The 12,387-nt window shown below is 72.2% G+C and carries 12 protein-coding genes; 3 read left to right on the plus strand and 9 right to left on the minus strand.

Annotated elements, in window-relative coordinates; all coding sequences use genetic code 11:
• Positions 1–188: 188 nt before the first annotated feature.
• The 5 genes from IFT79_RS13780 to IFT79_RS13800 all read right to left on the minus strand — a co-directional run bounded on the left by IFT79_RS13780 (position 189) and on the right by IFT79_RS13800 (position 5,870).
• Entirely contained in the window at positions 189–1,205 is a 1,017-nt protein-coding gene (locus IFT79_RS13780; protein WP_192124843.1) for a putative sulfate exporter family transporter, read from the minus strand.
• Positions 1,206–1,214: 9 nt separating this feature from the next.
• Positions 1,215–1,985: a fumarylacetoacetate hydrolase family protein gene (locus tag IFT79_RS13785; protein ID WP_123570867.1), complete on the minus strand. Its 771-nt coding sequence runs from the start codon at positions 1,983–1,985 to the stop codon at positions 1,215–1,217.
• The gene (locus IFT79_RS13790; RefSeq protein WP_055978278.1) at positions 1,982–3,115 is read right to left on the minus strand and encodes a branched-chain amino acid aminotransferase; all 1,134 of its coding nucleotides are present in this window, start codon (positions 3,113–3,115) and stop codon (positions 1,982–1,984) included. Before IFT79_RS13790 ends, IFT79_RS13785 begins: the two co-directional genes overlap by 4 nt.
• Before the next feature lie 8 nt (positions 3,116–3,123).
• Positions 3,124–4,209, minus strand: coding sequence for a 3-isopropylmalate dehydrogenase (locus tag IFT79_RS13795; protein WP_192124845.1), 1,086 nt, complete (start codon positions 4,207–4,209; stop codon positions 3,124–3,126).
• Between the two features lie 116 nt (positions 4,210–4,325).
• Positions 4,326–5,870 carry an MFS transporter gene (locus IFT79_RS13800; protein WP_192124847.1) on the minus strand — a complete coding sequence of 515 codons (1,545 nt, stop codon included), beginning with the start codon at positions 5,868–5,870 and terminating at the stop codon, positions 4,326–4,328.
• A 142-nt stretch (positions 5,871–6,012) separates the two neighbouring features.
• On the opposite strand from IFT79_RS13800, the gene IFT79_RS13805 reads away from it, so the two are divergent.
• Complete coding sequence (locus IFT79_RS13805; RefSeq protein WP_043593162.1) at positions 6,013–6,579, plus strand: TetR/AcrR family transcriptional regulator; 567 nt, start codon at positions 6,013–6,015, stop codon at positions 6,577–6,579.
• A gap of 21 nt (positions 6,580–6,600) precedes the next feature.
• Here the strand turns inward: IFT79_RS13805 and IFT79_RS13810 are convergent, their stop codons facing one another.
• The 4 genes from IFT79_RS13810 to IFT79_RS13825 all read right to left on the minus strand — a co-directional run bounded on the left by IFT79_RS13810 (position 6,601) and on the right by IFT79_RS13825 (position 9,954).
• On the minus strand, positions 6,601–7,662 hold the full coding sequence (locus IFT79_RS13810; RefSeq protein ID WP_159825778.1) for a lactonase family protein: 1,062 nt from the start codon (positions 7,660–7,662) through the stop codon (positions 6,601–6,603).
• A complete protein-coding gene (locus tag IFT79_RS13815) occupies positions 7,659–8,018 on the minus strand; it encodes a chorismate mutase (protein WP_082452693.1) in 360 nt (119 codons plus the stop codon). Before IFT79_RS13815 ends, IFT79_RS13810 begins: the two co-directional genes overlap by 4 nt.
• Positions 8,019–8,177: 159 nt before the next feature.
• Positions 8,178–8,603, minus strand: a complete 426-nt coding sequence (locus tag IFT79_RS13820) for an organic hydroperoxide resistance protein (RefSeq protein WP_055978271.1) — start codon at positions 8,601–8,603, stop codon at positions 8,178–8,180.
• A 64-nt stretch (positions 8,604–8,667) separates the two neighbouring features.
• Positions 8,668–9,954 carry an adenylosuccinate synthase gene (locus tag IFT79_RS13825; protein ID WP_055978268.1) on the minus strand — a complete coding sequence of 429 codons (1,287 nt, stop codon included), beginning with the start codon at positions 9,952–9,954 and terminating at the stop codon, positions 8,668–8,670.
• A 167-nt stretch (positions 9,955–10,121) separates the two neighbouring features.
• On the opposite strand from IFT79_RS13825, the gene IFT79_RS13830 reads away from it, so the two are divergent.
• Together IFT79_RS13830 and IFT79_RS13835 are read left to right on the plus strand one after the other, a co-directional pair.
• Complete coding sequence (locus tag IFT79_RS13830) at positions 10,122–11,600, plus strand: xylulokinase (RefSeq protein ID WP_056049590.1); 1,479 nt, start codon at positions 10,122–10,124, stop codon at positions 11,598–11,600.
• A gap of 62 nt (positions 11,601–11,662) precedes the next feature.
• Positions 11,663–12,385 (plus strand): metal-dependent transcriptional regulator, encoded by a 723-nt coding sequence (locus IFT79_RS13835; RefSeq protein ID WP_192124849.1) that lies wholly within the window; start codon positions 11,663–11,665, stop codon positions 12,383–12,385.
• The last annotated feature ends 2 nt before the right edge of the window (positions 12,386–12,387 follow it).

Raw genomic sequence — 12,387 nt, forward strand, 5'->3', positions numbered from 1 at the left:
CACTTGGTCCGAGGCTGTGAAGCAACTCGAGGACTTGGAAGTTGGTCCCACTTGAGGGCCGGGGAAGCTTCGCTCCGCCCGCACCTTTGGGGTGACAAGTGATTACTTTACGCAGCCCGAGACGGGTATGGCCAAACTTCGTGCATCCCGGGCGTGTCGCCCGCCACGTCCCCGCGGGGACGCCGCCGCTACCCGAGGGGCAGCACGAGCACGGCGCCCAGGGACACCGAGGCGATGACGATCCACGAGGCCAGGCCCACCAGGAAGGCGCGGCCACCGGTGCGGACGAGGCGCTCGAGGCGGATGCCCGACCCGAGGCCGACGAGTGCGAGCCCGAGCAGGACCGACTGGACCGTCCCCGCGATCGCGAGCAGCGCCTCCGGAACCGGGATCACCGTCCGGACGACGACCGCGACGGCGAAGCCGACGACGAACAACGGCACGATCGGCGGCCGGGCTCCGGCGTCGGCACCCCGTCGGCGAACCACGGTCGACGTGATCGCCACGATCGGCGCGAGCATCAGGACCCGCGTGAGCTTGACGATGACCGCGATCGCGAGAGCGGCCGCTCCGGCGGTCTGCGCCGTGGCGACGACCTGACCGACGTCGTGCACGCTCGCCCCCACCCAGGCACCGAACTCGAGGTCGGTCAGACCGACCCACCCTCCGATCAGGGGCAGGACGGCGATCGCGAGCGTGCCGAACAACGTGACCAGAGCGACGGGAGTCGCGGCGTCCTTGCCGCGATCGCGGGTCACGGCACTCATCGCGCCGATCGCCGACGCCCCGCAGATCGAGAAGCCGGCCGCGAGCAGGAGGGGTTGGTCACCGGGGAGCCGGGCCCATCGGCCGAGCAGGTAGGTGACCGCGAACGTGAGGCCGAGGATCGCGATCACGACGACCACCGTCGCCCACCCGAGCCCGGCGACGTCGACGAGGCTGAGCTGGAGCCCGAGCAAGACGACGCCGATGCGCAACAGTCGCTTCGAGGCGAAGGTCAGTCCGGGCTTGCCGCTGCCGTCGATGACCGGGCGGAGGGGCCGGACCTGGGCGGCCGCGATGCCGAGCAGGACGCACCAGGTCAGGACGGGGACCGCCGGCAACACGAGGTGCAGGCCCCACGCCACCCCGTAGGCGACCCCGGCCAGCAGGAGCCCCGGCACCGGATTCGCGCGCGGCGGCGCGTCGACGGCGGCGGGGCTCACCGGGCGGGCCTAGACCCGGTTCTTGGCGGGGTTGATCAACGAGCCGAGGCCCGAGATCGCGACCTCGACCGTCTGGCCCGACGTGAACGGACCGATGCCGGCGGGCGTGCCGGTCAGGATGACGTCCCCCGGCAGCAGGGTGAAGACGTCGGTGACGTACTCGATCAGCTCGGGGATCTTGTGGATCATCTGCATCGTCGACTCACGCTGCATGACCTCGCCGTCCACCCGGGTCTCGATGGTGGCGTCCGTCCAGTCGAATTCGTTCTCGATGTAGGGGCCGAGGGGCAGGAAGGTGTCGTAGCCCTTCGCGCGGGTCCACTGGCCGTCGGCGTTCTGCACGTCGCGGGCCGTGACGTCGTTGGCGACGGTGTAGCCGAACACCACGTCCTGGTAGTCCTCGGCCTTCACGCGCTTGGCGATCGACCCGATCACGATGGCGAGTTCACCTTCGAAGTCGACCCGGCCGACGTCGGGCGGGAGCTGGATCGAGTCGCCGAAACCGATGACCGTCGTGTTGGGTTTGAGGAACAGGATGGGCGCCTCGGGCGCGGACTGGCCGAGCTCGTCGGCGTGGTCCTGGTAGTTCAGGCCGACTCCGACGACCTTGGACCGCGGGATCACCGGCGCGAGCAGCTTGGCCTGACGCAGGGACACCCGCTCGCCCGTCGTCTCGTACCCGCTGTACATCGGATCACCGGCGAGGACGATGAGCTCGCGCTCGTCGACGATGCCGTAGCGGGGGTCTTCTCCGGGCGTGGCGAAACGGGCGATCTTCACGCGTCGAGCCTAGTCATCCAGCCGTGGACATCGGGACGACGGCCGTACTGGATGTCGGTCAGCTCTTCGCGCAGGGACATGGTCAGTTCTCCACCGGTCGCGGCGGGCGACCCGATGTGGATGCCCTCGCCCTTGAGTTCGGCGATCGGGACGACGACGGCGGCCGTGCCGCACGCGAAGACCTCGACGATGTCGCCGGACTCGACGCCGTCACGCCACTCGTCGATCGTCACGCGACGACGCTCGACGCGGTGGCCCCGGGCCTCGGCCAACTCGAGGATCGAGTCGCGGGTGATGCCCTCGAGGATCGAGTCGCTGTCGGGAGTGACGAGGGTGCCGTCCTTCTTGACGAGCACCACGTTCATCCCGCCGAGCTCTTCGATGTAGTTGCTCTCGGACGAGTCGAGGAACAGCACCTGCTGGCAGCCGTTCTCGTAGGCCTCCTGCTGCGGCAGCAGGGACGACGCGTAGTTGCCGCCGGTCTTGGCCGCACCCGTGCCGCCCTTGCCGGCTCGGGCGTAGTTCGTGGTCAGCCAGATCGAGACCGGAGAGACGCCGCCGCTGAAGTAGGCCCCGGCCGGACTCGCGATGACGTGGTACGACACCTCGTGGGCGGCCCGGACCCCCAGGAACGCCTCGGTGGCGATCATGAACGGGCGGAGGTACAGGCTCGTCTCGGGGGCCGACGGCACCCAGTCGAGATCGGCCCGCACGAGTTGGCGGACCGACTCGACGAAGTCGTCGGTGCTGAGCTCGGGCAGCGCGAGTCGGCGGGCCGAGCGCTGCAGGCGGCGACCGTTGGCGTCCGGCCGGAACGACCAGACCGAACCGTCGGCGTGCCGGTAGGCCTTCATGCCCTCGAAGATCTCTTGCGCGTAGTGCAGCACCGACGCCGAGGGGTCGAGCTGCAGGGGGCCGTACGGGTGGACGGACGCCGCGTGCCACCCGTCGGCGAGGGTCCACTCGATGGTCACCATGTGGTCGGTGAAGTGCTTGCCGAAGCCGGGGTCGCTGAGGATCGTCTCGCGTTCGGCGTCGTCGCGTGCCGTCTCGGACGGCGTCAGCTCGAACTGCAGCGGGAAGTCGGCCGAGTCGTCGGTCGGGGCGGAGACGTTGTCGGTGGTGGTCATGATGCCCTTCAGGCGGAGGCAGACGGGGACAGGGTGCGCACGCGGTCGGCGATCGCCGTGCCGATCTCGTCCGTGCGGCGGGCGGGGACGGACGCGTCACGCGAGGCGCGGTCGGCGATGTCGGCGTCGACGGCCCGGGTGACGCGGGCGGCCGCGTCGGGCAGGCCGAGGTGGTCGAGCAGGAGGGCGACGGAGAGGATCGCCGCCGTCGGGTCGGCCTTCTGCTGACCGGCGATGTCGGGGGCCGAGCCGTGCACGGGCTCGAACATGCTCGGGAAAGCGCCGTCGGGGTTGAGGTTGCCCGATGCCGCGAGCCCGATGCCGCCGCTGATGGCGCCGGCGAGGTCGGTGAGGATGTCGCCGAAGAGGTTGTCGGTGACGATGACGTCGAACCGGGAGGGGTCGACCACGAGGTGGATGGTGGCCGCGTCGACGTGCTGGTAGTCGACGGCGACGTCGGGGTACTCGGCGGCCACGGCGTCGACGGTGCGCTGCCAGAGGTTGCCCGAGAACACGAGCACGTTGGTCTTGTGCACGAGGGTCAGGTGCCCACGGCGACCGCGGGCCTTCTCGAAGGCGAAACGCACGACGCGCTCGACGCCGTGCGCCGTGTTGACGCTGACCTCGTTCGCGATCTCGTGCGGCGTGCCCTGCCGCAGCGCGCCTCCGTTGCCGACGTAGGGACCCTCGGTGCCCTCGCGGACGACGACGAAGTCGACCTCGCCGGGCGCCGAGAGCGGCGACGGGACGCCGGGATGGACCTTGGTGGGCCGCAGGTTGACGTAGTGGTCGAGGGCGAAGCGCAGCTTCAGCAACAGGCCACGCTCGATGATGCCGCCCGCCAGCCGCGGGTCGCGGGGGTCGCCGCCCACCGCTCCGAGCAGGATCGCGTCATGCGACGCGACGGCCGTCAGGTCGTCGTCGGTCAGGATGTCGCCCGTCTCGAGGTAGCGGGCCGCACCCAGCGAGAAGGTCGTGACCTCGAACGTCGCGTCGTCGCCGGCCGCGACCTCGAGCACCTTGAGGGCCTCCGCGACCACCTCGGGGCCGATGCCGTCTCCGGGGATGGCGGCGAGTCTGACGGTGCGGGGCATGGTTCTCCTGGCGTCTCGGGGGGCTCGCCACACTTTACCCGTGGGCAGGTGGGCCGCGCGGGCGCTGCGGCCGGCTCGGGCCACCCGTGCCGGGGTGGCCCGGACGGCCCGGGGCCTCAGTCGGCCGAGGAGGCGCGGCGGAGGGTCGTGAGGGCGACCACCACCGCGGCGACCATCACCAGTGCCCCGACCCCGGCCGTGGCGACGAGACCGTGGTCGAAGGCGTCGGTGGCGGCGCGCAGCAGGGGGCCCGCGAGCGACTCGGGCAGCTCGTCGGAGACCGCCACCGCGCCTCCCAGGGTCTCGCGGGCCGCCTCGCCCGCCTCGGTGGGCACGCCGGCGGGCACGACCAGGGCACCCCGGTAGATGGCGGTCAACATGCTGCCGAGCACGGCGGTTCCGAGGACGGCACCGACCTCGTAGGCGGTCTCGGACACCGCCGAGGCAGCCCCGGCCCGGTTCGCGGGCACGGCCGCGATGATCAGGTCGTTCGAGATCGTCTCGGCCGCGCCGACGCCCAGGCCGACGAAGGCGAAGGCCACGACGAACACGACCACGGGGGCCCCGGCGCCGGTGGCGAAGACCGCCGCGTAGGCGAGCGCGGCCGAGGCGAGGCCGATCGCGACGATGGTGCGCGGGCGGAGCCACCGGACGACCCGCACGACGCCGAGGCCCGCCAGGATCATCACCGCGAGACCGGGCACCAGCGTCAGCGCGGCCTGCAAGGGCCGCAGCCCCACGACGAGTTGCAGGTGCTGGGTCGTGAAGAACAGGAAGGCCACGAGCGCAACGACGGCGAGCAGGTTGACCAGGACCGATCCGGCGAACACCGGGTTCGTGAAGAGCCGCACGTCGAGCAGCGGACGCGGGCGGGCGAGCTGACGCCGGACGAACAGCCAGCCCGAGCCCACGCCGACCACCGCCAGGGCGGCGACGGGCCAGACGAAGCCGTCGGTCGCGAGCAGCTTGATCGCCGCGACGACCGGCGCCATGGCCGCGAGCGACAGCAGCACCGAGAACGGGTCGGCCGGCCCCGGCGCGGGATCGCGGCTCTCGGTGAGCAGCAGCGGGCCGGCGATCAGCAGGGGGACGAGCACGGGCACCGCGACGAGGAACACCGAGCCCCAGGCGAAGTGCTCGAGGAGCACGCCGCCGACGATGGGGCCCAGGGCCGATCCGGCGGCGAAGCCCGAGGCCCAGACGGCGATCGCGAGCCGGCGCTGCTCACGGTCGAGGAAGGTGCTGCGCAGCAGCGAGAGGGTCGCCGGCATGATCATCGCGCCGAAGAAGCCCAGCACGGCTCGTGCCGTGATGAGCTGCTCGGCGCTCGTGGAGAACGCGGCGAGCACCGAGACGACGGCGAATCCGCTCGCACCGGTGAGCAGCAGCTTGCGGCGGCCGAACCGGTCGCCCATCGACCCCATGGCCACGAGCAGGCCGGCGAGGACGAGCGAGTAGACGTCGACGATCCAGAGCTGGCCCGCGGCGCTCGGCTGCAGTGCGGTCGAGATCTCGGGCAGGGCGAAGCTCAGCACCGTGTTGTCGACCGAGACGAGCAGCACCGGCAGCATGAGCACGACCAACGCGGCCCACTGTCGTCGGCCGGCACGCGGCGGGACGCCGGTCGGGGTCGTGGCGGTGACGGTGGCGGGGCGGGTCATGGCGTTCTCTCGCGGTCGGTGGAGTGGTGGGTCGATCGACGGTGCGCGCACCGCCTGGCGGCGGCGGCCCGACGAGGGCAGGAGGCACGGTGCCGACCGTCCGGACGGTACAGTTACACCGTCCAGACGGTACAGTAACAGAATGAGCCCTCGACCGTCAGCCCGGGAATCGATGCTCGACACGTTCGAGACGCTCGTCGTCGACGACGGCGAACGCGCCGCGACCTTCGATGCCGTGGCCGCCGCGGCCGGGGTCTCGAAAGGCGGCCTGCTCTACCACTTCCCCACGCGCGAGGCGCTGGTCGACGCCCTCGTCGACCGCCTCACCGCGCTGCTCGACGACGACGTCGCGGCGATGACCAGCGCGCCGGAGGGCGTCGTGGACTACTTCGTCCGCACCTCGTCACCCGCGGCCATCCCGGCCGACGACCCGCTCGACCGCTGCATCACCGCCGTCTCGAACCTCGCGTCGAGCGGACGCCACCCCCGGGCACTCGAGGCCCTCACCGCCATGCAGTCCCGCTGGCACCAGGTCGTCCTCGACGCCGTCGGCGACCCCGCGGTCGCCCGGGTGGTGTCGCTCGTCTCCGACGGGCTCTACTTCACGCCGCGGCCCTTCTCACCGGTGGACTCGGGCGGTGACCCGCGCCACGACACGTCGATCGACGACGTCATCGCCGTGCTGCAACGTCTCGTGCCGCGACGCTGACCCGTGCCTCCTGCGGTCCGGTCAGACGGCGACGATGCAGGCGGGGCTGCCGAGGGTGAACAGGTCGACGGGGGCCCCGGGCAGACCGGTGGCCTCGTCGACGGGCAGCACCGAGACGGTGTCGGAACCCTGGTTGGCGCAGTAGAGCAGACCGTCGGCGATGGTGAAATGCCGCGGCCACTCGCCGCCGCACGGCACCTGACCGACCAGGCGGAGCCTCGAGGGCTCACCGCCGTCGGACCCGCCCTCGGCGTCGACCGAGGTCTCGAGCACGCTGATCGTGTCGCGGCCGCGCGTGGCGACGTAGACCCGCGAGCCGTGGACGGCCAGGTGCGACGGGAGGTCTCCCCGCTCGTCCCGCTCGCCCTCGACGACCGCCACCGAGTACGGGATGACGAGCTCGTCACCCTGCCTCCGGACGACGTACAGCCGGGCGTCGAGCTCGCCCACGACGAGCAGGTCGTCGCCGAGGAAGGCGAGGTGCCGCGGGCCCGAGCCCGCGGGCATCGGGTGCACGCCGACGATCGACGGTTCGAGCGTGACGACGTCGACGGCGACCTCGATCAGCCGGTCGGTGCCGAGGTCGCTGACCAGGTGGGTGCCCCACGGGGTCGCGACGATCTGGTGGGCGTGCGGCCCGCCCTGGCGGTCGGCGACCGGGCCGGAACCCGACGGGAGCGCGACGGTCGCCGTCACGCGTGCCGGGTCGGTGGCCTCGGAGCTGAGCACGCCGAAGGTGCCGCCGACGTAGTTCGCGACGAGCAGGGCGTTCGAGGCCGGGTCGTGGGCGATGTGACAGGGCGAGGCACCGCCGGACGCCGCGACGCCGGCCTCGACCAGGCGGCCCGCGGCGATCGTGTACGACAGCACGCGGCCCTCGTTCGTCTCGGCGACCGCGTGCAGGGCCCCCTCGGTGACGACGAGGAACGACGGGTCGTCGGCCTCGACGACCTGCCCGGCCTGCCAGCGACCGTCGGCCCTCGACCGCTCGAGGACGGTGATGCCGAGGCCGTGGCCACCGCTGACCGCGGTGTACGAACCGACGTAGAGACGCTGGGGGCCGGACGGGCCGAGGTCGCTCATGCGCGGCCGGCGGTGGGGTCGTCGCCGGCGGCGATGCGCTCGTGGTGGTGGATCACCTCGGCGACGATGAAGTTCAGGAAGGACTCGGCGAAGGCCGGGTCGAGCCGGGCCTCTTCGGCCAGGCGACGCAGGCGCTGGATCTGCACGCGCTCGCGTTCGGGATCGCTCGCCGGCATGCCCGCCGCCGCCTTGAGCAGGCCGACGGACTGCGTGTACTTGAACCGTTCGGCGAGCATGTGGACGAGGGCGGCGTCGATGTTGTCGATGCTCTGGCGGATGCCCGCGAGTTCGTCGATCGCGCCCTGGTCGGCCGAGCTGAGGGGGCTGTCCGCCCCGAGAGGACTGTCGAGTGCCATGCACCGACCCTATCGGCGCGCCCGACGACGGGGCCGCCGACGGACCGCCACGGACGAAGGAGGCGCGTCCCGCTCTCGCAGGACGCGCCTCCTTCGCGGCCGGGTCGGGCCGGCCGGGCCGGGCCGGGCCGGGCCGGGCCGGGCCGGGCCGGGCCGGGATCAGTCGACCAGCGTCAGCGTGACCTCGACGTTGCCACGCGTGGCGTTCGAGTACGGGCACACGTGGTGGGCCGCGTCGGCCAGCTCTTGACGACGCTCGGGCTCGACGTTCGGCGTGTAGATGTCGAGCTCGACCGCGAGGCCGAATCCGCCCTCGCCGTTGCCGCCGATGCCGACGCTCGCCGAGACCTCGGCGTCCTTCGTGTCGACGCCGAGCTTCTTGCCGGCGCCGTGCATGGCGCTGAGGAAGCAGGCGGCGAAGCCCGCCGCGAACAGCTGCTCGGGGTTGGTGCCCTCGCCGGAGCCACCGAGTTCTTTGGGGGGCCGCGTGTCGAAGTCGAGTCGGTCGTCTTCGCTGCGGACGTGGCCGTCACGACCCCCACCGGTGGCGTGGGCGATGGCGGTGTAGGCGATGTCGAGTGTCATGAGGAGAAGACCATACCTAGATTCTGGGAGTTGGCTCGGTGGCGGGTGAGTGTGGTAGCGCGGCTCAGCCGAGCAGGTCGTGCCGCTGCACGATGGCGTCACGGCCCGGGCCCACGCCGATCGCCGAGATGCGGGCGCCGCTCATCGCCTCGACGGCGAGCACGTAGTCCTGCGCGGCCTTCGGCAGGTCGTCGAAGTCGCGCGCCCCCGTGATGTCCTCGCTCCACCCCGGGAACTCTTCGTAGATCGGCGTCGCGTGGTGGAAGTCGCTCTGCGAGACGGGGACCTCGTCGTGCCGGACGCCGTCGACGTCGTAGGCCACGCAGACCGGGATCGTCTCGAGGCCGGTGAGCACGTCGAGCTTGGTCAGCACGAAGTCCGTCACGCCGTTGATCCGCGCCGTGTAGCGCGCGATCGGGGCGTCGTACCAGCCGCAGCGGCGAGGACGACCGGTGGTCGTGCCGAACTCGAAGCCGTTGGCCCGGAGGAACTCGCCCGAGGCGTCGAAGAGCTCGGTCGGGAACGGCCCGGCGCCGACGCGGGTCGTGTACGCCTTGACGATGCCGATGACGCGCTCGATGCGGCCCGGCCCGATGCCCGAGCCGGTCGAGGCGCCTCCTGCGGTGGCGGACGACGAGGTGACGAACGGGTAGGTGCCGTGGTCGACGTCGAGCATGGTCGCCTGGCCCGCCTCGAAGAGGACGGTCTTGTCGGCCTCGAGCGCCTGGTGGATCTCGAGCGCCGTGTCGGCGACCATCGGCTTGAGTCGCTCGGCGTACGACAGCAGCGACTCGACGACCTCGTCGACCTCGATCGCGCGACGGTTGTAGATCTTGACGAGCAGGTGGTTCTTCTGATCGAGGGCCGCCTCGACCTTCTGCCGCAGGATGCCCTCGTCGAAGATGTCCTGCACGCGGATGCCGACGCGGTTGATCTTGTCGGCGTAGGTCGGGCCGATGCCTCGACCGGTGGTGCCGATCTGGCGCTTGCCGAGGAAGCGCTCCGTCACCTTGTCGAGGGTGCGGTGGTAGTGCGTGATGACGTGCGCGTTGGCGCTGACCCGCAACCGGGAGACGTCGATGCCACGCGCGATCAGCGCGTCGAGCTCGTCGAAGAGCACCTCGATGTCGACGACGACGCCGTTGCCGATGACGGGCGTCACGCCGGGCGAGAGGATGCCCGAGGGCAGCAGGTGCAACGCGTACTTCTGGTCGCCGATCACCACGGTGTGGCCGGCGTTGTTGCCGCCGTTGAACTTGACGACGTAGTCGATGCGGCTCGACAACAGGTCGGTGGCCTTGCCCTTGCCCTCGTCGCCCCACTGGGCTCCGATGATCACCACTGCTGGCATGGGTTTCTCCTCACGTCGGGGGAACGCACCGGGTGAGGTGCACTTGAGTCTACCGACAGGCTCGTCCGGGCCGCCCGGACGGCCCGGGACCCGTCGAGGAGGCGCGGCGCGCGACCCGCGGAACACCGCCGGTGGCCATTTGTGGTCACGTACGACAAACTGTGCCCATGAGTCTCGTCGCCGGGGTCGACTCATCGACCCAGAGTTGCAAAGTCGTCGTCCGTGATCTCTCGACGGGCGAACTCGTCCGGCAGGGGTCGGCCGGGCATCCCCAGGGCACCGAGGTGCCCCCGGCGGCCTGGTGGGAGGCGCTGCTCGCGGCGATCGCGGACGCCGGCGGCCTCGACGACGTCGCCGCGCTCTCGGTCGCCGGTCAGCAGCACGGCCTCGTCGCCCTCGACGCCGAGGGACGCGTCGTCCGCGACGCCCTGCTCTGGAACGACACCCGCAGCGCCCCGGCCGCCCGCGACCTGATCGACGAGCTCGGGGCCGAGCAGTGGGCCCGACGCACGGGCTCCGTCCCCGTCGCGTCGTTCACCGCGACCAAGCTGCGCTGGCTGCGCGACGCCGAGCCCGAGAACGCCGCGCGGGTCGCCGCGGTGGCCCTGCCGCACGACTGGCTCACCTGGCGCCTCCTCGGTTTCGGTCCCGCCGACGAGAGCCCGCTCGGGCCGGACCTCGACGCCCTCGTCACCGACCGCTCGGACGCCAGCGGCACCTCGTACTGGAGCCCCACCGACGAGGCGTACGACCTCGAGCTCTTCGAGCACGCCTTCGGTCGCGGGGCACGCGAGGCCACCGGCTCCCCCGCGGACGACGCCGGGCGCGTCGTGCTGCCGCGGGTGCTGCAGGCCGACCAGGCGGCCGGGACGACGGTCGCGGACGGCCCGATCCCGGCCGGCATCGTGGTCGGCGCCGGCGCGGGCGACAACGCCGGGGCGGCCCTCGGCCTCGACGCCACGGTCGGCGACCTCGTCATCAGCATCGGCACGAGCGGGACGGCCTTCGCCGTCACCGACCGGCCCGTGACCGACCCCGGCGGCACGGTCGCCGGCTTCGCGGACGCCGCGGGTGGCTACCTCCCCCTGGTCGCCACGCTGAACGCGGCCCGGGTGCTGTCGTCGGTCGGCGGACTGCTCGGCGTCGACCACGACGAACTGGCCCGTCTGGCCCTCGCGGCCGAGCCCGGCGCCGGCGGGGTCACGCTCGTGCCCTACTTCGAGGGCGAACGCACCCCCGACCTGCCCGACGCCACGGCGACGCTCTCGGGCCTGACCCTGGCGAGCTCCACCCGCGAGAACCTGGCCCGCGCCGCCGTCGAGGGCATGCTGTCGGCACTGTCCGACGGTGCCGCCGCCGTCCGCCGACAGGGCGTCCAGGCCACCCGCGTCCTCCTCATCGGCGGGGCCGCGCTGAACCCGGCCGTCCAGGCCGTCGCCCGCCAGGTGTTCGACCTGCCCGTCGTCGTGCCCGAGCCGGGCGAGTACGTCGCCGACGGCGCGGCACGACAGGCGGGCTGGGCCCTCTCGGGGACGCGACCGACCTGGACCCCGGCGACCAGCGCCTCCTTCGAGGCCGACCTGCGACCCGCCGTCGGCGAGCGCTACCGGGCCGCGCAGGGGCTGGGGTCGTTGCCCCGCCCGTGACCCCGGTGCGCCGGGCGCGGACGACAGCAGGAGGCGCGGGTGGCGCCGCCTAGGATCGGACCATGCCCAGCGACCCGGCCAGCACGCGCACCACCATGGCCGAGGACTACCTCAAGGTCATCTGGAAGGCCGAGGAGTGGGCCGAGGCAGGAATCGGCGCCGGCATCTCGACCAACGAGATCGCCGCGACGCTCGGCGTGAGCGCGTCGACCGTCTCGGGCAACCTCCGCAAACTCGACCGCGACGGCTACCTCGACTACGAGCCCTACCGGCGCATCGCCCTGAGCGACGCGGGCCGTGCGATCGCCGTGTCGATGGTCCGGCGCCACCGGCTGATCGAGACGTACCTGGTCGAACGCCTGGGTTACGGCTGGGACGAGGTGCACGACGAGGCCGAGGTGCTCGAGCACGCCGTCAGCGATCGGCTGCTCGACCGGTTCGACGTCGAGCTCGGACACCCGACGGCCGACCCGCACGGCGACCCGATCCCCGCGGCCGACGGCACGGTCGTGCGGCCTGCCGCCCATCCGCTGGGCGATTTCGTCGAGGGCGAGTGCGGCTTCGTCGTGCGCGTCTCGGACGACGAACCCGAGCTGCTGCGCTACCTCAGCTCGCTCGACCTGCGGGTCGGCGCGCACGTGCGCGTCGGCGAGCGTCGCGACTACGCCGGCTCGCTGCAGGTCGTGCTGACCGACGCGCACGACCGGGCGGTCGGCAGCGTCGAACTGGCCGGCGTCGCCGCGGCGTCGGTGTGGGCGAACTCCGAGCCGCACACGCACGCCTGACG

The organism is Frigoribacterium sp. CFBP 8759 (assembly GCF_014841655.1).
Classification (GTDB): Bacteria; Actinomycetota; Actinomycetes; order Actinomycetales; family Microbacteriaceae; genus Frigoribacterium.

Bases quoted from the DNA above. Each gene is read 5' to 3' on its own strand.
- IFT79_RS13790 (WP_055978278.1), bottom strand. From the start codon at position 3,115: ATGACCACCACCGACAACGTCTCCGCCCCGACCGACGACTCGGCCGAC.
- IFT79_RS13795 (WP_192124845.1), bottom strand. From the start codon at position 4,209: ATGCCCCGCACCGTCAGACTCGCCGCCATCCCCGGAGACGGCATCGGC.
- IFT79_RS13800 (WP_192124847.1), bottom strand. From the start codon at position 5,870: ATGACCCGCCCCGCCACCGTCACCGCCACGACCCCGACCGGCGTCCCG.
- IFT79_RS13805 (WP_043593162.1), top strand. From the start codon at position 6,013: ATGAGCCCTCGACCGTCAGCCCGGGAATCGATGCTCGACACGTTCGAG.
- IFT79_RS13810 (WP_159825778.1), bottom strand. From the start codon at position 7,662: ATGAGCGACCTCGGCCCGTCCGGCCCCCAGCGTCTCTACGTCGGTTCG.
- IFT79_RS13815 (WP_082452693.1), bottom strand. From the start codon at position 8,018: ATGGCACTCGACAGTCCTCTCGGGGCGGACAGCCCCCTCAGCTCGGCC.
- IFT79_RS13820 (WP_055978271.1), bottom strand. From the start codon at position 8,603: ATGACACTCGACATCGCCTACACCGCCATCGCCCACGCCACCGGTGGG.
- IFT79_RS13825 (WP_055978268.1), bottom strand. From the start codon at position 9,954: ATGCCAGCAGTGGTGATCATCGGAGCCCAGTGGGGCGACGAGGGCAAG.
- IFT79_RS13830 (WP_056049590.1), top strand. From the start codon at position 10,122: ATGAGTCTCGTCGCCGGGGTCGACTCATCGACCCAGAGTTGCAAAGTC.
- IFT79_RS13835 (WP_192124849.1), top strand. From the start codon at position 11,663: ATGCCCAGCGACCCGGCCAGCACGCGCACCACCATGGCCGAGGACTAC.